Source organism: Thermophagus xiamenensis (assembly GCF_900112795.1).
In the GTDB taxonomy this organism is placed as follows: Bacteria; Bacteroidota; Bacteroidia; order Bacteroidales; family Marinilabiliaceae; genus Thermophagus; species Thermophagus xiamenensis.
The window spans coordinates 1-24311 of record NZ_FONA01000005.1 but is presented as its reverse complement, the minus strand read 5'-3'; the positions used below and the strand labels follow the sequence as shown (position 1 = coordinate 24311).

Genomic DNA, 24311 nt, shown 5'->3' with positions numbered 1-24311 from the left:
TTTAAGGTCAAAACTCGAGAGAAAAACCAGACAACTTTTATAATAATAAGGCAACTTTTTTAGTTATAATTTTACTAATACAATAGTTATCAAACTGCCGGCAAACATTATTAAATTTGCCGACGAACAAAAATTAAACTTTTTGGGAAATGAAAAAGATTGTAATTCTAATTGTATCAATTGTTCTAGCTTTTCCGGTGTTAGGCAGTGCCCAACGTGGGGATAATTCTTTAGGACTCCGTTTTGGTGGCGGCATCGGTCATGATGCCGAAATATCGTTTCAAACCCCATTTAATGCTAATCGTGCCGAACTCGACCTAGGTTTTGGTGGACGTGGAGATTTAAACTACTGGAAACTTACAGGTATTTACCAATGGGTAATGCCTATCGAAAGCGGATTTTACTGGTATTTGGGAGTTGGTCCCGGGTTGGGTAGCTGGTCCGAGGATCATAATGATGACAGTGGCATTTATCTTACAGCCGCATTAAATGCCGGGGTTGAGTATTACTTTTCTGAAATACCTCTGCAAATTTCTATTGATACCCGTCCTGAACTATCTTTGACCGACACCCCAGAAGATGCTTTCGGCTTTGGGTTAGCAATTGCTTTTCGGTATAGATTTTAACAGGCAAGAACTACTCTAAAATTCCCGGGAATTATTCTCACCAATAAAATCTTAGAGACCATATTATCTGCTTCCAGCAATAAATGATATGGTCTCTAATGGCCTCCGAATAAAATTGTTATTCACCCAAAAAATTCACATAATTAATTCTTTTCCGACAATAAACGATTTAAAATCGCTTTAATTTTAGGAGAATCCCATCTGGCAGCACCTGTTTTATTGATAATAACTCTTCCCCCCGGTGAAACAATATATGTGGATGGGATAGTTGTAGATTCAAATTTTTTCGGAACCCGGGTAAGTAATGAATAAACCGGAAAGGAATAGTGATTTTTTTCTAAGAATGAACTTATTACCTGACTATCTTCGTCACTAATAAGAATAAAAGCTACCTTATCTTTATACTCAGAAAACAGTTTTTGAATAGAGGGCATCTCAGCCACACAAGGGGGGCACCAAGTGGCCCAGAAATTAATAAACAGAGGTTTTCCTTTAAATTGTTCTAAAGAAACAGGTTGTTGAGTTTTATTATTTAAAACGGTAAACTTCCAGTCTTCTTTTGTTAAAAAAACAACCTTGTTGGTTTCGGAGGGAGAAAATAATGTTTGCCGTATCAAGAAAGCAGATAATGGTTTTCTTGTACCGGGGTATAACATTGCAGCAACAAAGACCATAAATAAAAAATCTAGCACTATCGACCACCAACGCTTTTTCCTGCTATATCTTTCCCAAAATTTCTTCATAACTTTAATTATTAGCTTTCCGAATTCATGATATGTCTAAATCTGCAAAAAGCAAAATGAAACAAGCATGACCAACAATCGTAACCACAACATGTATTACCTTAAGCCTTGCGCGTTCCATGGGATTTGTCTCGCCGCCGGATGTCAAACAATTTTTTATTGTTTACTATAATTACACTATCCAAATTACATTAATTTAGAAAAAAGCTCAACCACAAAGGCCATGCAAATTTTTTAAAAACCTTACCACCTGTTGTTTCTATAGCGGCGCCCACACGTGTTGCATTTTTTAAATCCGGAAGTTTCTCATAGAACTGTTCCAGATCTATTACCAACCGATGGCTGGTTTCCGGAGTCAGAGTTAAAGGAAACATATCACCTTGGAAACTGCCTTTCAATCGAAACCGTCTCTCTTTTCCCCATTTTCGAAATACAACAATTGGCGGCAAAAAAGTTATCCCCTCGGTAGTCTTATTCCTAATAGAAATCTTCAATAATTTACGTCCGGTAATCTTGTCTTTTGCTATTACAACCTTTAAGTTGACATATCCTGGCAATAAACGGATCCAATAACGCTTCCAACGAGGGTCTCGATAAAGCCACACTATGCCTGCACCAATAATCAATAGAAATAATAAAATAAAAATTCCATTGGGATTTTTTTGAGGACGCGCGTACCGCTGACGCATTATTTCTTCATAACTGTTAAGATAAGGGGTCGTCTCTTTCGGCTCTGCCTGATCATAAGAATATCCGTAAACTGATTCAGGGACCATATAATTTCTTGTATGCCGATTACAATAGTTCAGCAGCATAAGAAAAAAAAGACCAGCAAAAATCACATTCCGGTATTTTGACCAGAACTTCTTAAAATCGTATGGTTGCATCTTTCATCCGTATAAAAATTATCTAAGTTATTGGTTGGATGGAACGCGCATGGCTTAACTAAATTTATACATGTCCTTTTGTGGCTAAAGTCGCCATGCTCGTTTCATTAGTATTAATGAGGAAAAGGAAGGAGGCCTTTGTAATTTATATAATATTCTCCGTTAACAACCGGTTTTCCCATCTCCTCGTCAGTTTCGCCATCGGCATTGGCAATTCCAACACTCGCAAAATAGCAAATTGCCTTATGCTTTGCTGCATGATGCTTTACCCGAGCTGCCACTCTGGGTGTTAATACCCCCATATTGGGATAGGTAGCGGTTCTAACAACAATGAATAAAAGTTCTCCATTGTATCGAGCAAGAATTTGAGGATCTATATCCATTTCCTTCCTCACATTCAAAACTTCGTACCCCCGATCAATCAAATCCTTATACACCACTTTGATTCCTAAATAATGAAGATCTTCTTCCCCCATTAATTGATTTTTCCCCATACAAACAAACATTTGTTTTTCATATCCGATTAAAAAATCTCACCCCTCTTGTCCGAATCTAATATCTCAACTGACAATTTCATAACCACTCGCTAAAAACTTTTGCAAAATTAGTCAAACCATATAAGTTTTCACCGTTTTTACCTATGATCATTCGTATAAAATTTACTTATTTCATTGAACTATTGGCTCTTAAAATCAGTTATTAGTGGTTAGTCGTTAGTAATTAGTGCTTAGAGGTTAGTCAATTGTCTACTAAATACATTAATCTCACCAATCTCTTCAATCCCCTCAATCCCATCATCTAACGACCTGGTGCCTAATGACCTATTGAGCTATCAGCCTATTACTCCATTAGCTATTGGCCTACTAACCTATCGGCCTTTCCATCCTGAGCACTTCTGCCTCTATGTTTTTATACATGTTCTTGTTGTGCCCCTTTTTTTGGTAAGGTTCGTTTCATCATTTAATTAATTGATTAAAATGGTTTAACTCACTTTCACATTCTCACCAAATCTTTTTTTCTAATTTTGTGCCATGGAAATTTTATTGTTCAGCATACTAGGTGCATTAATTATTGCATTCATAGCAACAAAGTATTCTACCAATAACGATAAATCAACACAAGAACCGCAGAGCGTTGAACCTCCGCCCGCGGATTGTTGCGGGGCTCACGAAGTATGTGAAAAATTTAATTTAACCGTTACTGATCCCAGTGAAATAATCTATTTTGAAGATGAAGAATTGGATAGGTTCAAGGACAAAGATCCTGCCACTTATTCTGCTGAAGAGTCAGAAATATTTCGTGAAGTTTTAGAAACCATGAAGCCTTACGAAGTAAGTGAATGGTTAAAAAGCCTCAGGCTTCGCCGAATAAAATTACCCCTACAAGTTCGGGAAGAAGCGTTATCCATTCTTCGGAAACTAAGAGCCTGAAGCATACCCGGAAGGAAAAGTATTTAATGAACTAAAGTGCCAATCTTTTCGCCATTCAGAACTTTCATTAAGTTGCCAGGTTGATCCATATTGAAAACCAAAATAGGCAAGCCATTTTCTTTGCACATGGTAGTTGCCGTAAGGTCCATTACCTTTAATCCCTTCTGATAAACCTCGTCAAATGAGATAGAATCAAATTTTTGTGCGGTGGGATCCTTTTCCGGATCGGCAGAATAAACTCCATCTACCCTGGTTCCTTTCAGCATTACATCGACATGCAGTTCAATTCCTCTCAAAGCCGAGGCGGTGTCGGTTGTAAAATAAGGATTACCTGTCCCTCCTGAAATAATCACTACCTCACCGGCATCAAGAGCATCCAACGCTTTGGGTTGCGAATAAAATTCACCTACAGGTTCCATTCTTATCGAAGTCATCACCCGAGATCTAACACCTACGGATTGCAATGCAGAAGCCATGGCAAGACTATTAATAACTGTGGCAAGCATGCCCATTTGGTCACCCTTATATCGGTCAAACCCTTTGGAAGCGCCACTCAACCCACGGAAAATATTTCCGCCACCTATCACAATTGCAACTTGAATTCCTTTTTGAACTATTTCACCAATTTGCCAGGCATACTCGTCCAGTCGGACGGCATCTATACCGTAACCCTGACGTCCCATTAATGATTCGCCAGAAAGCTTTAATAAAATTCTTTTGTATTCCATATATTAATTTTTCTTTTTATGGTCTCAATCATTTAATTCTATTCCTAAATTACTTTTTCGCTATTAGGGCAAAGGTACTAATATTTAATCGGCATTTTCATCTATTATCTATTTGTTAGAAAAGCTCTTATCATATCATCGCTTCCGGCCATCCCCCAATAAGGTAAACTACCTTTTGTTTTTTACTCCAATCCAAAAAAAAGGGACGGCCGAAATTAAACGACAGTCCCTCTTTCTTTATAAAAGAAATAAAATCCCATTAATCATTTAAAGAGAATCTTTTAAAACCTGTAACAGTTAATTCTTTATCAGCACTTTGAAGATACTGTTTAATGGACATTTTATTATCCTTAACAAAAGCTTGTTCTAAAAGAGTATTTTCTTTAAAGAATTTACCCAAACGACCTTGAGCTATGCGGTCAAGCATCTCTTCTGGTTTTCCTTCGTTACGGGCCATCTCCTTACCTATTTCCAATTCTTTCTCCACAATATCCTGCGGCACTGAGTCACGATCAACCGCTACGGGTGCCATAGCAGCCACCTGCATAGCAACATCTTTTGCCATTTGATTCTCAATATTGGCTTTATTAAAACCAACAATTGTAGCTAATTTATTTCCGGGATGGATGTAAGATATTACACTTTCAGCTTCGATAACTTCAAAAGCAGCCAATTCAAGCTTTTCACCTATTACACCAATTTGCTCGGTAATAACATCCTTTACGGGTACCCCGTCAAGTTCAAGCGCCTTTACTTCGTCCAAAGTATTAGCACCTTTTTCCAGAGCCAAATCCAGGATGGATTGTGCAAGAGCCACAAAACTATCATTTTTGGCAACAAAATCGGTTTCGCAATTTAACACCAGCAAAGCTCCCTTCCTGGCATCGCTGGAAACCTTGGACAATACAACACCTTCGCTAGCTTCGCGATCAGCACGCTTGCTGGCAACAGCCATACCTTTTTTGCGGATTACCTCAACCGCTTTATCAAAATCGCCACCGGCTTCCTGAAGTGCCTTTTTGCAGTCCATCATGCCGGCACCGGTCATTTTTCTTAATTTGCTTACATCAGCAGCAGTAATAGCCATGATCTATATTTTTGATTGTTGATTAATATGCAGGGGTTAAGCGGTTACCATCCCCTGCTCAAACATGAAATTATTCTGATTCTTTTTGAGTATCTTCTGCCGGCTGCTTTTCAGTAGCTTCCTTTTGGGCACCAGCTTCTACTTTCTCTGATGAAGAAGCAACAGCCTCTTTTTCGGCCGGTTTATCGGCACCGGCACCGTTCTCTTTACGAGCTCTCATGCGACGACCTTCAGATTTTTTTCCGGCCTTTTTATCGCCTGCGGCAGAAGCAGCATCTTTTTCTTTTTCAGCCTTGCGTTCGGCCAATCCTTCTTTTACTGCTTGTGCCATTATATCCACAATAAGCTCTATAGAATTAGAAGCGTCATCGTTGGCAGGGATAACAAAGTCGATACCATTAGGATCTGAATTGGTATCCACCATGGCAAAAATGGGGATGTTAAGTTTTTGAGCTTCCCGCACGGCTATGTGCTCTTTCATAACGTCTACGACAAACATTGCAGCGGGAAGACGATTTAAATCTTTAATACTTCCCAAGGTCTTTTCCAACTTAGCACGCTGACGAGTTATTTGAAGTTTTTCGCGTTTGGATAGACGATTCCAGGCATCATCACCCATGAGCTTGTCGATTGAACTCATCTTTTTTACAGCCTTCCTAATAGTTGGGAAATTGGTAAGCATACCACCCGACCAACGTTCGGTAACATATGGCATATTAATGGCACCGATTTTTTCGGCGATGATTTCTTTTGCCTGTTTTTTTGTAGCAACAAAAAGAATTTTACGTCCCGACTTGGCAATTTGCTTCAAAGCTTCAGCAGCTTCTTCTATTTTAGCGGCAGTTTTATGCAGGTCGATAATATGAATGCCATTGCGCTCCATAAATACGTATGGGGCCATGGCAGGATTCCATTTTCTTTTCAGGTGGCCGAAATGGACGCCGGCCTCTAATAATTGTTCAAAACTTGTTCTGGGCATGTTGTTTTTTTTAAACGTTTACATTCTTTGTAAAGCAACCATTAAGTAGTCCGTAACGCGGAATCTTAACAGTTTAGATACTAAACGTACCAGACGATCATTAACGCTTGCTAAACTGAAATCTTTTGCGGGCTTTCGGACGGCCTGGTTTCTTTCTTTCCACCACCCTGGAATCTCTGGTAAGAAATCCCTCTGCACGCAAAACACTTTTATATTCTTCATTAATTTTTACTAAAGCTCTGGCGATGGCTAAACGAGTAGCTTCTGCTTGCCCTTTTACTCCTCCGCCCTTCAAATTAACTTTAATATCATACTCTCCATCTACATTAACAGCATTAAGAGGCTGCTTAACAACATATTGAAGAATGGGTGCAGGGAAATATTCTTCCAGACTTTTTTTGTTTATGGTAATTTGTCCTTTACCTTCTGTTACATATATTCGGGCAATGGCTTCTTTTCTACGTCCTATTGCATTAATTACTTCCATACCGTTTATTTAATAGTATTAATATCAATATTTTTGGGCTTTTGCGCCTCGTGTTTATGTTCGGGCCCTACATACACAAAAAGATTCCTCAACAATTTACGACCAAGTTTATTTTTTGGCAACATACCTTTTACCGCATGATAGACCAATTTAGTTGGGTCTTTGGCATACATGGCGGCGGGAGTAATCTCTCTTTGTCCTCCCGGGTATCCACTATGTGTGAAAATAACACGGTCATCCCATTTTTTCCCGGTAAGTTTAATTTTTTCGGCATTGATGACAATCACATTGTCTCCACAATCCAAATTTGGTGTAAAGTTGGGCTTGAGTTTTCCACGCAGCAATTTTGCCACTCGTGAACTCAATCGTCCTAAAACCATGTCCGTAGCATCAACTACGACCCATTCTTTATTAATGGTTTCCCTGGTGGCCGATTTGGTTTTGTAGCTTAAAGTATCCACTATCTTCCTCTTTAGAAAATTAGACCTACATTAAATAATAATACATTTCCACACCTTATTTAAGCCTGCCAGTTAGTGATTTCGGGCAAAAACCACCAACAGCTTTTTATGGCAATTTGATTTTGGTGTGCATTTCAGCATGGATAATAATCGGCCGCAAAAGTACAGCTATTTTTATTAAATACCAACCTTTTAGAAACAATTTTTGAAAACCTATGTATTCTACTAAACCTAATGAGCTTGTGATAATTAAAATCAGTTTTGGTAAAATCATTAACCCTTGAGGCGACCCGGATAATGTAACGTCACATCATTTCTTGTTACGAAATTTTGTTGAGCTATATTTGCATAAAGAGGATGAAGAATTTTAGAGGTTATTTTAAGCTATGATAAAACAGAAATACACACGTTTATCCCGGGATTTTTTTTGTCGTGATGTATTGGAAGTAGCACCCGAACTAATCGGAAAAGTTTTGGTCCGAAAATTTGAGAATGGGGAAACTTTACGGCTTGTAATCAACGAAACGGAAGCATACCGGGGAGAAGAAGACTTAGGATGTCACGCCAGTAAAGGCCGAACCTCACGTACTGAGGTGATGTACCATAAAGGGGGTCTCGTTTATGTATACTTAATATATGGGATGTATTGGTTACTAAATTTCACTACCGGTCGCCCTAATCATCCACAGGCGGTTTTAATCCGTGGGTCCAAAGAAGTTAGTGGGCCGGGACGTATTGGTCGTAAACTAAAACTTGATAAATCTTTTTATGGGGAAGACGTGATAATTTCTGATCGGCTGTGGGTGGAAGAGCCGGAAGACAACAATACCCTCACCACACAAATATCAGCCTTGCCCCGTATAGGCATTGACTATGCCGGCAACTACTGGTCGCAAAAACCCTGGCGATTTTTGGAATCCTCATGATTTAAAAAAACGCCTTTTCCATTATAAAAAAGGACGGGGTAAATACGATTTGCATCCCGGCAGCAAAATCTAAACGGCTATCAGGGATGTCATAATAACCTTCAAAAAGGAAAGAGAATTTAATTTTTTCCATTATTTCTCGATTATACCCTACCTTTAGAGTTATCAACTGACGTTCGGGAAAATAAACATTTTCCCGAATAAATGAGACCGACTGAAAATTACCGGCACCACGTAAGGCTACATAGTTTTTACCATAAAAGTAACCTGTCATGAGGTTAACTTTGGGGCTATTAGCCGTAAGTCCCCAATAACAGGCATGACCATTGTTTACACCTTGAGGACCAACATCATTCAGATTCCGGTAGGAAATCCCATAACCAAAAACGCCCCAATTTCTTAAACGATCTTCGCTAAAATATATGGTTTTTAGGCCGGCAGCTAAATTTAACGATGTCTGAACCGGCTCGGGATAATCACTTATTTCACCCCCCCGATGGGTAGCAATGGCCTGAACGGGCACCACAATCTTCCATTTAGAAGTTTGAGTTAAGTCTCTTAATGAATATTCACTATTCATGCCCACTGTAAACCATTCCGGAAAGTCATCGCCCTCACGAATAAACTGTTCCCAATCCACCCATATATCTGAATGAATACGAGGACGATTTATTAAAAACTGAAGACCATTTTCTACCGGTCGCGTATATTGCCTCTCAAAACTAAACAAGGGTTCAATCAGGTTATGATGAATATGTCCGCGAAGTGCTCCCATTATGACATCCACCGAAGATGACAATCTAAGATGCGCAGAAAGAACGGGTTTCACCTCACTATAGTGATTTAAACCGCTATACTGTTGAACAAAGACTCCGGCCCTTAACCGAAACTTATCACCGGCATAATACATCAAAGAAGGTTGAAGCCCATAACCAATTAAGGTATGGCCCCATTCCATCATATTCTTATATTCGTTATTTTTTAAAAAATTAATGTTGGCAATATGAAGAATTAGCTGATGGGAACGGGCTGTTTCAAATTCGGGATAATAATATCTAAAACTATTATCAATCTGGGAATTTACAGGTTTAGTTATAAAGAATAAAACAACTACAAAACACCATACCTTTTTTATATCATACTGAAACATAACCTGTAAATTCAGAAAAACAATTGAATACTACAAAAACTTAGTTTTTATACTCTGATTTATAAAAAAGGTTTATGCCTTTTCCTGGGTTCCATAACTTATCTCATACTAAAAACATTCGATTTTCACACAACATGTAAACACTAACACTTATGAATGTGAGCATTCAATAGAATTATTTATATTCTTTTCTATTTGAATCGTTGTATGTGAAATGTTAAAATCTTTTTTCAACATTTTCTGGACATCTGCCAAAAAAGTATCACCACCCTCGCCTGGCACGACCAGATGAACCGACAAAGCCGTTTGATTAGTGCTAAGAGCCCACACGTGTAAGTCATGGGTATCCTCTACCCCTGGAAAACTTTGCAATGCCTCACGTACTTCCTGAACATTTATATTTTTGGGAACAGCATCTAAAGCGAGATTGAGGGAATCTATAAAAAGCCTCCAGGTCCCCCACAAAACTACCGCAATAATAACAAAACTTACTGCAGGATCAATCCACTGATAGCCCGTTAACGTTATGAGCAAACCGGCTATAACAACACCCAACGAAACCGCTGCATCGGCAATCATATGCAAAAAAGCACCTTTAATATTTAAATCATGCTTCTGATCTTTCAAAAACATTAATGCCGTTATAGTATTAATAACTATCCCGATAGTAGCAACAAGCATAACACTGGTTCCGCCTACAGGCGATGGATGCTGCAACTTAAAAATGGCATCTTTGGCGATAAAATAAACTGCTATAAATAACAATATCGCGTTAATAATAGAAGATAAAATCGTACTTCTTTGCCACCCATAAGTATATTTCCCTTTAGGCTTTAAATTGGCCAACCGAAAGGCAAGCCAGGCAAAAAATAATCCCAATACATCACTGGCATTATGTCCTGCATCGGCCAACAGAGCCGATGAATTGGCCACTAAACCATAAAAAACTTCTACTACAACAAATGCCAGGTTAAGTGTTATCCCTATAGCAAACGCTCTTCCATTAGTATAATTATGATGAATATCGGACATTTTAAATAATATTTTATATCAAAATTCCACTATTTACTTATTTTTTCCGATTTAACTATTGTTCTTTTTTTACACTTATAAAATTTTCCTGTTATCTCAATTTAAGCACGGTAAATTCAGAGACTCTATAGCAAAGAACCAGCCATAAATATTTCAATTATTAAAGCAAGCACAATCAACTTAATTATTGCGAAAGTTTAAGGATCTTCAATGCGCCCCAAACAACTAAACAGAAAACCAGCGAACCGGTAACCAAATCAGGGATTGGCGATTGGGTCCAATATACCAGTCCTCCCGAAACAATAATGCCCGCATTAATAATTACATCATTTGATGTACAAATCATACTGGCTTTTACATGTTCGCCTTTGCTTTTAGACTTTTGCAACAAATACAAACTGGTGGCATTAGCAATTAAGGCCAGGAACGAAACAATAATCATAGCTCTGAAATCAGGGAATATATCAGCACCGGTAAAACGGCGAATGACTTCTACCAGTCCCATAACTGAAAGAATCAATTGCAAGTAACCACTTAAAGCAGCTACTCGTTTTTTTCTCCGCGCCATCGACCCTACAGCCCATAAACTTAAACCATAGACTAATGCATCAGCCAGCATATCGAGAGAGTCAGCTACAAGACCCATAGACCCCGACAACCAGCCGGCGATTATCTCACCAACAAAAAAAGCCGCATTAATGTACAATACAGCCCATAACATTTTACGTTCTAAAGCCACATTTGAACCCAAAGCACTTGCCTTTTCTATATCCTCTACCGAAACCAATCTGCCCCCCATATTCAGGGTTTTTATCAAAGACGTTATTTCGTTGGCTTCCCCTCTATGAAATACTTCCAATTTTCTATCCTTCAGGTCAAAAACCAACCCTTCCAATCCTTCCACTTCACTTAGTTTCATACGAATCATCTGTTCCTCTGCCGGACAATCCATCCCTGGAATATGATAACAAAGTTTTTTCATCCGTATAAATTTTACTTACTTCTTTGATATATTGTTTCTTAAAAGTAGTCATTAGTGTTTAGTCATTAGTCACTAGTCCATTAACACTAATCACTTATAGACTAATGACTAATCACTAATTACTACTAAATACCCATTAATTCAATCCAAAAATACCAACAACCCATTAAAAAAAAACCAAAACGCAGCCAAAGAGTTTAAAAATACCAACAATTGGGGATGCGATTATTGGGTTTAGGAAATAAAGTAGCTATCTTTCGCACATGTGGACCGACTTAGGATATACAGGTCTTTTCCTGGCCAGTTTTTTTGCGGCAACCATTCTACCTTTTAGTTCAGAAATGGTGTTGAGTACTATATTGGCTGCAGGCGGTGATCCTATAATCAGTTTATCACTTGCTACCCTGGGCAACTGGATGGGCGGCCTTACCTCCTACTGGCTGGGATGGTTAGGCCATTTCGACAGGATTGAAAAGTTCTTGCGTTTAAAGGAACAGACTCTCATCAAATGGCAGAAAAAAGTGAAAAATAAAGAGGGATGGATTGCACTATTTTGCTGGCTGCCGGGAATCGGAGACATTATAGCAGTTGTTCTAGGCCTATTAAAAAGCAACTTATGGCGGACAGCTATAGGAATGTTAGTTGGTAAATCTTTACGTTACATCATTTGGGGATTAATTACTTTAGAAGTAATTTCTAAAACAAATCTACCATTTTTTTAAATTTCTAATAACATATCCCTGAAATCAGAAGAACCATCAAGGGTTACCCCAATTTCTTCAATCGCCAATCATTCACGAGGGGCTCCAAACACCTGCACCCAATATTTCCCGTCGTGAGAACGGGCCGCCCCCATTTCGGTAAAACCTTGGTTCATGATATTACTGCAATGTCCGGGACTTTCGAGCCAGCCTTTAACCACCTCAGCTACAGTACGTGGTCCCATGGCAATATTTTCACCTACAGCACGCCACAAATAACCTTCCCTCTCAACTCTAAATACGACAGTTGTTTTCCCGGTTCCCTCATGATCAAAAAAATCATTGTCTGCCATATCATTGGCATGTTTTTGAGCGGCTTGCGCCAATTTCTCATTCCATTGAAGGGGTGGAACGGCATCGTGTTTTTTCCCTCCGCAACGACGTTTGGTCATACGCGCATCATTGACGAGCTTTAGCATTTCATCTTTGTCGAAATCCTCCCTCACAGACTGCTGCCCGGATACCCCCGTCCCTATTGATATAAGAATAAAAAATAGAAATAGCTTCTGCATCTCTCTTTACCGTTAATTATGTCTTTAAGAACCCACAAATATAAACGTATCATCTCTCCAAAAATTTTACTATTCCTTTTCTTCCGGCTGGGGGTTCCCGGCTTTTAATGAGCTAAAAAACATAAATGTTATAAATCCCATAGCTAACCAACCCATAGAAGTATAGGTGTTAAAGAAAGTTTTGGAAAGACTAAAAAAGAAGGGAGCCAATGCACTGGCAAACACAATCATCGACATGGCACGCCCCGATATTGCTCCAAGATGCTGACGTCCGAACATTTTTGGCCAGGCAACGGAATTAAGCACCGCAAATAATCCTCCGCATATTCCTGCTCCTGCAACGACTGCCCATAGTCCCCATCCGCCTGATAAACCGATCAATCCAATGCTCCAAACAAATCCTCCAATCAACATCACATACAAGAGTTTCTTCAAAGCCATAATATCACTCAAAAAATTAAATAACAACGAAACACACAGGTTTACAACAGATATGGGCAGGAAAACAGCCACTGCATCCTGGCGATCAAATCCTGCTGAAGTAAAAATATCAACCATATGAAAAGATAAACCTGTTATAAAAAACGAATTAAACGCCAACATTAAAGCATAGGACCAAAAAGCACGGGTAGCAAAGGCTTCTTTGGGTAAAAACTGCTTCAGAGCACGTTTCTTTTGCCCGCCTCCTCTTTTACCTCCTCTTTTCCCATCGGGAACCAACCCCAACTCTTCGGGATTATCCCTGTAAAAAATCCACATAAAGACTGCAATGACCAGGATTACCATAGCCAGAGCTCTCCAGGCACCTGACCATTCCCACTTTCTAATAAGCCAATCAAAGAGAATGGGAGAGCTTGAAAATCCCAACGATATACTAATACTCACAAAGGCATTGACCCTTCCCCGGTAACGATCGAACCATTTCATGATCATGTTCCGCGAAGACATGGTCAATACTCCCTGACCGCTAAAACGAAGCATGAAAAAAAGAACCATCATCACAGAAAATGGTACAATCCAATGGCAAAATCCCGTTAACGTCATCAATCCGGCACTTAGCACATCCGAAAAAGAAGAGAGAATCAATGTCGACACCAGCATCAGAGCAGAAGCTACCGCCACAATCCGAGCGCCCCAACGGTCAAACCAACGTCCTGCTTTTCCCAGTAGCAAAGAACTCACAAACGTCCCCACCATGTAAGCCGCACTAAACTGATCCCTTGTTAAACCCAACGCATCTTTTACCGGGTCGGTAAAGGTCGATACCCCAATAGTTTGGCCCGGGACACTTGCCCATATTCCTATAGTCCCTATAAAGGCAACAACATAACCATAAAAAAATGGCAAATTGGCATAGTCAATCTTTCTCTTCATAATGCGGCAAAGTTACGAATAAGAGATAACGGGAAATGTCACAGGACGTCAAAAGCCTATAAAAAAACAAAACAGCTCACCATGCAAAAGACAAGCTCACAACTCTTTGGGAAATATCATAATAAGTAAAAGGGGGACCGGGGAAGAGGGTTTAAAAAACTCGGAAAAAATTACCAACAAAAAACCGACCAACCGGAAACGATTGATCGGCAGATGCTTTAATTATTTAACCCTAATTACATCAACACTATGAGTGCTCTTTGGTACGACAAGTATTAACTCCAAATAAAGCATACAATCCGCAAACCCTAAAAATACCGGTAATCAGACTAATGGCAGCAACAATCAAAACAATGGTTCCAAGTGTACCTGTTACAGCCCCTGAAAAGTAAAGAACTGCAAGAACAGCCGCAATCACGATCCGGATCACGCGGTCTGTTGTTCCGACATTTCTATTCATAATTTCTAAATTTAATGGGTTCGCTTATAATAACAAACAAAACCGGCATTTGGTTTTATTTATTTTTTGCAACCCGTTTTCGTTCATGCTCTTGCAGCAGTATTTTACGCAAACGAATAGCCTTCGGCGTTACTTCCACATATTCATCTTCCTGAATATATTCTAAGGCTTCTTCCAGACTGAAAATGATGGGTGGTGCCAGTTTAACCTTATCGTCGGAGCCGGATGCCCTCATGTTGGTGAGTTTTTTGGACTTGGTAACATTAACGGTAAGGTCGCCCTCACGGTTGTTTTCGCCAATGACCTGTCCCATATAAACCTCTTCCTGAGGGGAAATAAAAAACTTTCCACGGTCTTGGAGTTTATCTAAGGCATAAGCGAAAGCGGTACCCGACTCCATCGCAATCAGGGAGCCATTCTGACGTTTGACGATCTCCCCTTTCCAGGGCTGGAACTCAATGAATCGATGTGACATGATGGCCTCACCGGCGGTGGCCGTCATCAGGTTGTTTCGCAGTCCGATGATACCTCTCGAAGGAATGTTAAAATCAAGGACAACTCTTTCGCCTTTTCGTTCCATGGATAAAAGTTCCCCTTTTCGCTGGGTAACCATTTCGATGGCACGTCCACTATATTCATCGGGCAGGTCGATGGTCAGTTCTTCTACCGGTTCATGCTTTTCTCCAGCAATTTCTTTGATGATCACCCGAGGCTGTCCTACCTGTAATTCATACCCTTCACGTCGCATGGTTTCGATGAGTACCGACAGATGCAAAACGCCACGACCGTATACATTCCAGGCATCGGCCGAGTCGGTTTCTTCAACTCTTAATGCCAGGTTTTTCTCCAGTTCTTTGGTAAGGCGCTCTTTTATATGTCGTGAGGTCAAATACTTACCCTCTTTCCCGAAGAAGGGAGAGTTATTGATGGTAAATAGCATGCTCATAGTCGGCTCATCGACAGCAATGGGGTCGAGTGGTTCAGGATTTTCGGCATCGCAAACGCTGTCGCCAATCTCGAAACGGTCAAGACCGATGATGGCACCCAATTCTCCGTTAGGTAACATGTCAGTCTTCTTACGCCCCAAACCCTCAAATACGTTTAATTCTTTAATCCGGGTTTTATAAACCGAACCATCGCGCCCAACAATGGACACTTCCTGACCGGTTTTCAGTGTGCCCCGGTGCATCCTGCCGATGGCAATTCTTCCTACGTAGGGCGAATATTCAAGTGAGGTTATAAGCATTTGCGGTGTTCCTTTTCTCTCTTCCGGTACCGGAATGTATTCAATGATGGCATCCATCAGGGCACTGATGTCCGATGTTTTCTTTTTCCAGTCATCAGACATCCATCCGTCACGCGCTGACCCATAGATGGTAGGAAAGTCGAGCTGGTCCTCACTGGCATTGAGGTTAAACATAAGGTCGAACACCTGTTCCTGCACCTCTTCGGGACGACAGTTGGGCTTATCAACCTTATTGATCACCACAATGGGCTTAAGGCCCAGGTTCAACGCTTTTTGAAGCACAAACCGGGTTTGAGGCATGGGTCCTTCAAAGGCATCGACCAAAAGCAAAACCCCATCGGCCATATTGAGCACCCGCTCCACCTCACCCCCAAAGTCGGAGTGACCGGGCGTATCTATAATATTTATTTTGTGATTTTTCCAAACCACCGAAGCATTTTTGGAAAGAATGGTAATTCCTCGCTCCCGTTCCAGATCATTACTGTCCATGATGAGTTCGCCGGGGCGTTGATGAGCACCAAAGAGTTTTCCGGCTTTCAACATCTCATCAACCAACGTGGTTTTTCCGTGGTCTACGTGAGCTATAATTGCGACATTTCTTATTGACTGCATATATGACATTTAAAACAGGCTGCAAAATTAGGCTTTTTAAACACACCACGAACAAAAGATAAGCAATTATGCTGTTAAATTTGTTTAACTTCTGTCTGTCTTTCAATGAATCAGGCACCGTAAGTTTTGTCATATTAGAAAAATGCATAACAATTGTCAATCCATCGGCGGTATATTACATTCATTTAACGATTGATTGCAATAAGAGGTATTGTGCAATTAATTTTCCGAGACGCTGCAACGTGCAGCATGTTTTCAGAGAATTTTCCGACGCGCTGCAGCGTGCAGGAACAAATCTTAAATGTTAGCTGACTCGCTGCAGCGTGCAGGAACAAATCTTAAACGTTAGCTGACTCGCTGCAGCGTGCAGGAACAAATCTTAAACGTTAGCTGACTCGCTGCAACGTGCAGGAACAAATCTTAAACGTTAGCCGACTCGCTGCAACGTGCAGGACGTTTTCAGAATTTTTTCTGAGCCGCTGCAGCGTGCAGTAACAAATCTTAAACGCTTGCTAACCTGCTGCAGCACCAACACTAATGACTAAAAAATCTTCTGCCTCTATTTTTTATACATATTATTATTGTGCCAAATCTTTTTGTTCTTGCTCGTTACATTTTACTTTTTTATAACTTTGTACTATGTCACAAAAGGCATATATAACACCTTCTGTCTTAAAATGGGCCCGAGAAACGGCACGGATGACAGAAGAAACCGCTGCCGCTAAAATTCCTGTGCCGGTAGAAAAACTTAGAGAATGGGAAGCTGGCTCCAGCCAACCCACAATTAAACAAGCACAAATTTTGGCAAAAGCCTACAGGCGACCTTTTGCCATATTCTTCCTGCCTGATATACCTCTTGATTTTCAACCGATCCAAGATTTTAGAAGGCCAGGTTCAAAACCACTTACAACCTCTTCTATTTTCATCATTAGAGAAATTCAACAAAAGCAGAGTTGGATAAGCGACTTTTTCAAAGAAAACAAAGAAAAAAAGTTATCTTTTGTAGGAAAATATTCAATAAAAGATGACCCACAATTAGTAGCATCTGATATTTTAAATACGCTTAAGGTTACCCCCGCAAAATATGATACAGACCCCATTAAAGAATGGATAAAGACAGCAGAATTAAATGGAATATTCATTTCTCGTACCAGCTTTATTCATTCGAGGTTAAAAATAGACCCCGACGAATTGAAAGGATTTGCTATTGCGGACCCTTATGCTCCTTTTGTTTTTATTAATTCAGACGATTGGAACGCAGCGCAACTATTTACACTTGTCCATGAACTGGCTCACATCTGGATTGCAAAAACGGGCATCTCGAATGAGATTATTCCCGAAAAAACCGCTCAATTCAGGATCCATCCAGTAGAAAAATTCTGCAACGAAGTAGCAGCTAATGCATTAATGCCAAAAGAGTTGTTTCTCGATTTTGATTCAAAATTATTCACTGATTTAAAAAAAACATATCAAATTGCTAAGCAATTTGGCGTAAGTTTACTAGCTCTATTAATTAGAGCTCATACCTTAGGTATTCTGTCGGACATGGAATACCAAAAATTTAGAATTCAAGCCGAAACAGAATTCCGAGATTATTTAAAAAAGGAAGAAGAAAAAAAAACTAAACAAAGAAAAAAGAAAAATGGGCCTAGCTATTATTTACTTCAACTAAACCGAAACGGACGGTTATTTACTCAAACTGTTCTTGATTCATTTCGTGGTGGATTGATTGAACCAACCCTAGCCAGCCACCTATTAAATGTTCAGGTTAACAAATTCTCAAAATTAGAGTCTTATTTATATTAATGTCCGAAACCCACACCAAATATTGTTTGGATGCAAATGTTTTGATTCAGCCTTGGCAAAAATATTATAATCCTAGGTTGTGCCCCGATTATTGGGAAATTTTAAATGAATTGGGAAGGCAACAAAGAATTTTTTTGCCCGAAGAAGTTGAAAAAGAAATAACCAAAACCGAAGATGACCTATCAAAGTGGCTCAAATCAAGCAATATTCCTATTGCACCAATAACTGAATCGGTCACGAGATGCTTGAAATATATTTTTTCGGCAAATCCTAAACATAGATTTCTGGTTGACAGCACAAGGGCTCGTTCATTAGCAGACCCTTGGGTCATCGCACATGCTATTGATGAAAACGCAATTGTTGTTACAAAAGAAGAAAAAGTAACTGCCCCAAATTCAAAAAGAATAAAAATACCCAATGTTTGCGATAATATGGGAATAAAATGCATCAATGATTTTCAATTCATTGAAGAAACAGGCATTCGTTTTAACTGCTTTTTGGTTTAGAATTCACTATTATTAAATTCTCACCTGGAAAAACCTTTTCCCTCTTTAAATGTTTTATTCTTTAAACAATTCCAATACTATTCCGGGCTTTATGACACATTAAAATTTTCTTCATTCATGGTCGTTAATAAAGATAAATTCAAACTTGTAGGGTTAAAACTAAAAGGAAAGACCACCTATCAAAACAACCAATCGGGCAAAGATTGCGGCTATTTATGGCAAAAATTTCAAACTGAGAAAATTTTCGAAAGAATTCCTGAAAAATTATCCGATGAGATTTATGCGGTTTATTACGATTACGAGAAAGACGAAACATCGCCATTTGCTTATTTCATAGGGTGTAAGGTTACTGAGAATACCGTTACGCCACCCGGATTGGACCAATTAATTGTCCCGGCCCAGAAATACCAAAAGTTCACGGCCAGAGGCGTTATGCCACATTGTATCTCCGAAACATGGAAACAAATTTGGAATTCGGATATTAACCGTAAATTCGGCTTCGATTTTGAGATTTATGATGCACGAAGCAAAGATTGGAATAACGCCGAAGTAGACATATTTTTATCAATAACAGGGTAACCTCCCTCAATTCTCCCCAACAAAAAAAACGTCTATTACCATACTAACATTTGATTTTTGTTTTACCCAAAACAAAAAAGGACACACATAGTGTTTTACTTGTCACCAGCCGAAAAAAATATACATCCGCAACAATCAACATATACACCTAATATTCGGCCCGTTAAAATCATTTAAACAGAATAATTTTCGAAAAAAATACCGGATAAAAAAAAACAAAAACGACAATTAAATTATCGGAAATAAATTATAATAAACCCTTAAACTTTTTCATCCTCATCTTAATCTATTACCTTTGCAGAAAATCTGCTTGCATCAAAACAAATATTATCAGCGTCAATATTCATTCATTTCGGTTGTATAAATAGTACCGTCTCCGATTGTTGATAGTATTTCAGATGCTCACGTCCAAGTGATTCTTAATTTAAAAATCATATAAATGCAGTTAAAAAGAATCTTAGTAGCCATTGGGGCCATGTTGTTTTTTGTTTTAAACATCATGGCACAAGACGAAAAAACAGAAAAAGAAGACTTTGTAAAATTTGGCGGAGCCGTCAGGTTCAATTTCTATACGAAAAGCTGGGTAACAGACAAAACACAACCGGAAGCCACTATTGACACGTGGCGATTAAATGTCACGGCCCGTACCAAAGGTGTGGACCTAAATTTTGAATATCGCTTCTATCCTACTTTCGGAACACACTTTATGAAGCAGGGTTGGTTGGGTTATGCCCTGTCCGACGACATCTATATGAAACTGGGTGTCAGTCAGGTTCCCTTTGGCATAACGCCTTATGCCTCGCATTCATGGTGGTTTCAGGCGCCTTATTACGTAGGTCTGGAAGATGATTACGACATGGGCATAAAATTTGACATTTCGGGTATCGAAAATTTAGACCTGTCCATTGCCTATTTCCGGCAAGCAGAACCCGAAGGACCCTCCTACGACGGTATCGTTTCGTTTGGCAACGCAGGTCCGGGCCGTTACTCTTACGACTTTGTACCTGCCGAAGGCGCTTCCAATCGGGAATTGAATCAATTCAATCTGCGGGCTGCCTATCATTTAAACGAAAACCTGGAATTTGGATTTAGCAGTCAATTCGGGGGCATTTATAATAGTGTGCTAAACGAGTCGACCACTTCCAAAGCGTTTGCAGGACATGTGGTGGCCGATGCTTCCGGATTTAATTTTAAAGGTGAGGTTATATATTACGACTATACCGCGAAGAATGACGAAGGAGAAGAGATAAAAACCATTCAGATGGGGGCCTACGGTACGCCCTACCAGGTAGCCACCGAAGCCATGATGTATGTGGCCGGATTGGGATATACCATACCGGTAGACCTTGGTCCTATAAGCAGCGTTCAGGCCTATATCGACTATACCTACACCGACAAACTGGAAGATAGCTTTGTGGACATGCAACATCTCATCCCCGGCTTCATGATTACGGCCGGCAATATTTATACGTATGTCGATTTTGCCATGGGGAAAAATCAACCCTGGTTGACCCCATCGTTTGGCACCGGACTGGGTGAAGGACAATTGTATAGCGATGATGCTGACTCCAAATATTATACTGATGATGAAAATTTACAAGGCACTCCTGTTCCCATGAAAGAGCTGGAATGGGAGACCAGATTTAACATTAATATCGGATATTACTTTTAAACGGCAGGTTTGAACCATCATTTAAGAACAAAAAAACATCAAAATGTCAACAGACACCATTAAAATAGAAGTCAAAAACCTAACCGTAATATTTGGAAAGAATAAACATCAGGCACTGAAAATGCTTGAGCAGGGATACAGCAAAGCTGAAATACTGGAAAAAACAAAATGTACCGTAGGGGTAAACAATGCCAGCTTTCAGATAAAAACCGGCGAAGTATTCGTCATCATGGGACTTTCCGGAAGTGGAAAGTCCACCTTGCTGCGTTGTCTAAACCGACTCATCGAACCAACACGGGGCGATGTAATTGTAAATAATGTCAATATCACCAAACAATCGAACGAAGCGCTGTTGGATACGCGTCGCACCGAGATGAGCATGGTATTTCAGAAGTTTGGACTGTTACCTCATCGTACAGTGTTGGAAAATGTGGCTTTTGGCCTGGAAATCAGAGGAGAAAGTAAAGAATTGCGATTAAAAAAGGCACAGGAAGCCTTAGAAACCGTTGGACTGGAAGGTTTTGAATCCCAAAAGCCGTCACAACTGTCGGGTGGTATGCAACAGCGCGTAGGCCTGGCACGAGCCCTGGCCAACAATCCCGAAGTATTATTGATGGACGAGGCCTTTTCGGCCCTCGACCCTTTAATAAAATCGGATATGCAGGATGAATTGCTTGACATCCAGGACAAGCTGCATAAAACCATTGTCTTCATCACTCACGACCTGGACGAAGCCATAAAAATCGGCGACAGAATAGCCATCATGAAGGATGGATTTATAGAACAAATTGGAACCGCCGAAGAGATTCTTAAAAATCCTGCCAGCGATTATGTCGAAGCCTTTGTGGAAAAGGTGGACCGTAAAACAATCATCACCGCCGGCACATTAATGAATCAAAAGCCTACAGTAGTTCAGCTTGAGAGAGAGGGACCTGAAATGGTTATCCGGAAGATGAATAAACTATCGATTGAGGTACTGCCCGTGGTTAACAGACACCGCGTTTTCATGGGTTTCATCTGGTTGCAAAAGGTGTTGGAAGCCAAAAAACTCAACAAACCCACCATCGAAGAATTCATCACCACAGAATGTCCGCGCGTTTACACAGAATACACGGTAGAAGAGATGCTGCCCTTAATTACCAATACCAAATCCCCCATAGCGGTTATCGACAAAGACCCGGGCAAACTGTTGGGTGTGGTAAGCCAGATTTCATTGGTGACAGAAGCCACTCGCTTCGATAAGCAGGAAATTGTTGAACTTAAGGAACAGGCAAAAGAACAATAGTTATGGAAAAAATTTTAGATATAGGAAAATATATTGAATATGCAGTAAACTGGTTAACCGAAAACTTCGATGGATTATTTGATTTCATCAAAAATGTAGGGAATGGTTTTATAGAGGGTCTTGAATGGTTAATGCTGGGTATCCCGTTTTATATTTTCATAGTTTTGCTGACTATTCTGGCCTATTTTAAAGTTGGTAGGGGCGGAGCCATATTTACCGCATTGGGCTTAACATTGATTTATCTGCTTGGTTTCTGGGTGGAAACCGTAGAGACGCTTGCCCTTATTTTTGTATCAACCTTTATTGCCCTGGTTCAGGCTATTCCCATAGGTATTTGGGCGGCAAAAAATGCCAACGTGAACAAGGTGGTACGTCCCATCCTCGACTTCATGCAAACCATGCCGGCGTTTGTATATCTGATTCCGGCGGTTTTGTTTTTCAGTATCGGGAAGCTTCCCGGTGCATTTGCCACCGTTATTTTTGCCATGCCACCGGCCGTCAGACTTACAACGCTGGGCATACAGCAAGTACCCCGGGATGTAGTGGAAGCGGCCAGAGCATTTGGCGCTACCGGAAGACAGATTTTATTTAAGATAGAGTTGCCCCTGGCTACCAAAACCATTTTTACAGGTGTCAACCAAACCATTATGATGGCTTTATCGATGGTGGTAATTGCCGGCATGATTGCTGCCGGTGGTCTGGGCGAAAAAGTATTGGAAGGGATTAACAACCTGGACATTGGCCTGGGCTTTGAGAGTGGCTTGGCAGTGGTTATCCTGGCCATCATTCTTGACCGTATTACACAAGCATTTAGCCAAAAAAACGACAACAAAGCCCTGAAAAAACTAAAATCAATATTTAACAAAAAACAAAAAGCCTAAAACTGAATTTATCATGAAACTTAAAAATTTATTTTTTGCAGCACTTATCGTGGCGCTAATAAGCAGTTGCACATCATCACAGAAGAAAAAAGGAGATGATACCAAAGAGATAACCATAGCCTATGTTGACGGATGGGCCGAAGGTGTTGCCATGACCTATGTAACCAAAAGCATTCTGGAAAGTGAAGGATATTCCGTATCATTAAAAAATGCAGCTGTCGACCTGGTTTTTGCCTCTTTGGCCAACGGCGACATTGACGTTTTCATGGATGCCTGGTTACCGGTGACTCATAAGGAAAAAATTGCCAAATTTACCGATAAGATTGAAAGCCTGGGAACCAACATCGACGAGGCAAGAATAGGTTTGGTAGTTCCATCGTACGTCACCATCAATTCCATAGAAGAATTAAACAGTGTGGCCGACCGCTTTGACGGGAAAATTATTGGCATCGAAAAGGGCGCCGGCATCACTGCCAAAACCGAGCTGGCCATTGAACAATACGGATTGAACTTTGAGCAGTTAAATTCATCGGGTGTCGCCATGTTAACGGAACTGACCAAAGCCATTAAAGAAAACAGATGGATTGTGGTAACCGGATGGGCACCTCACTGGAAATTTGGCCGGTATGATTTAAAATTTCTCGACGACCCACAAAAGGTATATGGCGAAACAGAACACGTTGAGACCTATGCCAGAAAAGGATTTAAGGACGATGACCCCTTTGCTGCCAATTATTTTACCAACTTCCATTTAACGGATGCTCAAATAGCAGATTTATTGGCAAAAATGGAAGATTCCGACAACAAAGAAACCACTGCCAAAGCCTGGATAGAACAAAATAAAGCTTTGGTGCAAGGGTGGTTGAAGAAAGCAGAATAAGACTCAATTCTACAACTGACATAAGGCTGTCCGCAAAGACAGCCTTTTTTTTATCCTTTGCACAACTACAAAATTGTAGGATTCATCCTTTCTTTCCCACAAAAATGTAATATTCTCCTATAAGCCCGGATTATGTAATAGGAATTAATAATTGTGTTGAAAGTATTAATTTTAAAGGCGATATTTAATTTTAAATTTTCACCCAAATGGTTAACCTTC

The 24311-nt window shown here is 40.0% G+C and carries 26 protein-coding genes; 11 read left to right on the top strand and 15 right to left on the bottom strand.

Annotated features, from left to right (window positions below; genetic code table 11):
• Positions 1-149: 149 nt before the first annotated feature.
• Positions 150-626 carry a hypothetical protein gene (locus BM130_RS03940; protein ID WP_010526734.1) on the top strand — a complete coding sequence of 159 codons (477 nt, stop codon included), beginning with the start codon at positions 150-152 and terminating at the stop codon, positions 624-626.
• 143 nt (positions 627-769) lie between these two features.
• Here BM130_RS03940 and BM130_RS03935 read toward each other — a convergent pair whose 3' ends face one another.
• The 3 genes from BM130_RS03935 to BM130_RS03925 all read right to left on the bottom strand — a co-directional run bounded on the left by BM130_RS03935 (position 770) and on the right by BM130_RS03925 (position 2750).
• A complete protein-coding gene (locus BM130_RS03935; protein WP_010526735.1) occupies positions 770-1369 on the bottom strand; it encodes a TlpA family protein disulfide reductase in 600 nt (199 codons plus the stop codon).
• Between the two features lie 191 nt (positions 1370-1560).
• Positions 1561-2145 (bottom strand): hypothetical protein, encoded by a 585-nt coding sequence (locus tag BM130_RS03930; protein ID WP_237706092.1) that lies wholly within the window; start codon positions 2143-2145, stop codon positions 1561-1563.
• Between the two features lie 224 nt (positions 2146-2369).
• Positions 2370-2750 (bottom strand): DUF8840 domain-containing protein, encoded by a 381-nt coding sequence (locus tag BM130_RS03925; RefSeq protein WP_074964271.1) that lies wholly within the window; start codon positions 2748-2750, stop codon positions 2370-2372.
• A gap of 537 nt (positions 2751-3287) precedes the next feature.
• On the opposite strand from BM130_RS03925, the gene BM130_RS03920 reads away from it, so the two are divergent.
• Positions 3288-3686 carry a hypothetical protein gene (locus tag BM130_RS03920; protein ID WP_010526739.1) on the top strand — a complete coding sequence of 133 codons (399 nt, stop codon included), beginning with the start codon at positions 3288-3290 and terminating at the stop codon, positions 3684-3686.
• Between the two features lie 23 nt (positions 3687-3709).
• Here the strand turns inward: BM130_RS03920 and pyrH are convergent, their stop codons facing one another.
• From pyrH to rplM, 5 genes are all read right to left on the bottom strand, one after another.
• A complete protein-coding gene (gene pyrH, locus BM130_RS03915; protein ID WP_010526740.1) occupies positions 3710-4414 on the bottom strand; it encodes a UMP kinase in 705 nt (234 codons plus the stop codon).
• A gap of 259 nt (positions 4415-4673) precedes the next feature.
• Positions 4674-5501, bottom strand: a complete 828-nt coding sequence (gene tsf, locus BM130_RS03910) for a translation elongation factor Ts (RefSeq protein WP_010526741.1) — start codon at positions 5499-5501, stop codon at positions 4674-4676.
• A gap of 70 nt (positions 5502-5571) precedes the next feature.
• Positions 5572-6480 (bottom strand): 30S ribosomal protein S2, encoded by a 909-nt coding sequence (gene rpsB / locus BM130_RS03905; RefSeq protein WP_010526742.1) that lies wholly within the window; start codon positions 6478-6480, stop codon positions 5572-5574.
• Between the two features lie 100 nt (positions 6481-6580).
• Positions 6581-6967 (bottom strand): 30S ribosomal protein S9, encoded by a 387-nt coding sequence (rpsI, locus tag BM130_RS03900; RefSeq protein WP_010526743.1) that lies wholly within the window; start codon positions 6965-6967, stop codon positions 6581-6583.
• A gap of 5 nt (positions 6968-6972) precedes the next feature.
• Positions 6973-7428, bottom strand: a complete 456-nt coding sequence (rplM, locus tag BM130_RS03895) for a 50S ribosomal protein L13 (protein WP_010526744.1) — start codon at positions 7426-7428, stop codon at positions 6973-6975.
• Positions 7429-7814: 386 nt separating this feature from the next.
• Between rplM and BM130_RS03890 the strand changes: the two genes are divergently transcribed.
• On the top strand, positions 7815-8354 hold the full coding sequence (locus BM130_RS03890) for a DNA-3-methyladenine glycosylase (protein ID WP_010526745.1): 540 nt from the start codon (positions 7815-7817) through the stop codon (positions 8352-8354).
• Between the two features lies 1 nt (position 8355).
• On the opposite strand, the gene BM130_RS03885 is transcribed toward BM130_RS03890, so the two are convergent.
• The 3 genes from BM130_RS03885 to BM130_RS03875 form a co-directional block, all read right to left on the bottom strand.
• Complete coding sequence (locus tag BM130_RS03885) at positions 8356-9504, bottom strand: lipid A deacylase (RefSeq protein ID WP_010526746.1); 1149 nt, start codon at positions 9502-9504, stop codon at positions 8356-8358.
• A 150-nt stretch (positions 9505-9654) separates the two neighbouring features.
• Positions 9655-10536, bottom strand: coding sequence for a cation diffusion facilitator family transporter (locus BM130_RS03880; protein ID WP_010526747.1), 882 nt, complete (start codon positions 10534-10536; stop codon positions 9655-9657).
• Positions 10537-10720: 184 nt separating this feature from the next.
• Positions 10721-11518 carry a cation efflux transmembrane domain-containing protein gene (locus BM130_RS03875; RefSeq protein ID WP_010526748.1) on the bottom strand — a complete coding sequence of 266 codons (798 nt, stop codon included), beginning with the start codon at positions 11516-11518 and terminating at the stop codon, positions 10721-10723.
• A gap of 263 nt (positions 11519-11781) precedes the next feature.
• Between BM130_RS03875 and BM130_RS03870 the strand changes: the two genes are divergently transcribed.
• Positions 11782-12240 (top strand): YqaA family protein, encoded by a 459-nt coding sequence (locus tag BM130_RS03870; protein WP_010526749.1) that lies wholly within the window; start codon positions 11782-11784, stop codon positions 12238-12240.
• A gap of 68 nt (positions 12241-12308) precedes the next feature.
• On the opposite strand, the gene BM130_RS03865 is transcribed toward BM130_RS03870, so the two are convergent.
• The 4 genes from BM130_RS03865 to typA form a co-directional block, all read right to left on the bottom strand.
• Positions 12309-12791, bottom strand: a complete 483-nt coding sequence (locus tag BM130_RS03865) for a CAP domain-containing protein (protein WP_010526750.1) — start codon at positions 12789-12791, stop codon at positions 12309-12311.
• Between the two features lie 69 nt (positions 12792-12860).
• Positions 12861-14165: an MFS transporter gene (locus BM130_RS03860; protein ID WP_010526751.1), complete on the bottom strand. Its 1305-nt coding sequence runs from the start codon at positions 14163-14165 to the stop codon at positions 12861-12863.
• A gap of 247 nt (positions 14166-14412) precedes the next feature.
• Positions 14413-14625 carry a YgaP family membrane protein gene (locus tag BM130_RS03855; RefSeq protein ID WP_010526752.1) on the bottom strand — a complete coding sequence of 71 codons (213 nt, stop codon included), beginning with the start codon at positions 14623-14625 and terminating at the stop codon, positions 14413-14415.
• Between the two features lie 55 nt (positions 14626-14680).
• Entirely contained in the window at positions 14681-16483 is a 1803-nt protein-coding gene (typA, locus tag BM130_RS03850; RefSeq protein ID WP_010526753.1) for a translational GTPase TypA, read from the bottom strand.
• Positions 16484-17122: 639 nt separating this feature from the next.
• Here typA and BM130_RS03845 point away from each other — a divergent pair.
• The 7 genes from BM130_RS03845 (at position 17123) to BM130_RS03815 (ending at position 24092) form a co-directional block, all read left to right on the top strand.
• Positions 17123-18289, top strand: a complete 1167-nt coding sequence (locus BM130_RS03845) for an XRE family transcriptional regulator (RefSeq protein ID WP_010526754.1) — start codon at positions 17123-17125, stop codon at positions 18287-18289.
• Positions 18289-18795 carry a DUF4411 family protein gene (locus BM130_RS03840; protein ID WP_010526755.1) on the top strand — a complete coding sequence of 169 codons (507 nt, stop codon included), beginning with the start codon at positions 18289-18291 and terminating at the stop codon, positions 18793-18795. Before BM130_RS03845 ends, BM130_RS03840 begins: the two co-directional genes overlap by 1 nt.
• A gap of 117 nt (positions 18796-18912) precedes the next feature.
• On the top strand, positions 18913-19374 hold the full coding sequence (locus BM130_RS03835) for a GyrI-like domain-containing protein (protein ID WP_010526756.1): 462 nt from the start codon (positions 18913-18915) through the stop codon (positions 19372-19374).
• Positions 19375-19813: 439 nt separating this feature from the next.
• Positions 19814-21046, top strand: coding sequence for a hypothetical protein (locus tag BM130_RS03830; protein WP_010526757.1), 1233 nt, complete (start codon positions 19814-19816; stop codon positions 21044-21046).
• A 43-nt stretch (positions 21047-21089) separates the two neighbouring features.
• Complete coding sequence (locus BM130_RS03825) at positions 21090-22331, top strand: quaternary amine ABC transporter ATP-binding protein (protein ID WP_010526758.1); 1242 nt, start codon at positions 21090-21092, stop codon at positions 22329-22331.
• A gap of 2 nt (positions 22332-22333) precedes the next feature.
• The gene (locus tag BM130_RS03820) at positions 22334-23212 is read left to right on the top strand and encodes an ABC transporter permease (RefSeq protein WP_010526759.1); all 879 of its coding nucleotides are present in this window, start codon (positions 22334-22336) and stop codon (positions 23210-23212) included.
• A 13-nt stretch (positions 23213-23225) separates the two neighbouring features.
• Positions 23226-24092, top strand: coding sequence for a glycine betaine ABC transporter substrate-binding protein (locus tag BM130_RS03815; protein ID WP_010526760.1), 867 nt, complete (start codon positions 23226-23228; stop codon positions 24090-24092).
• Positions 24093-24311 lie beyond the last annotated feature (219 nt).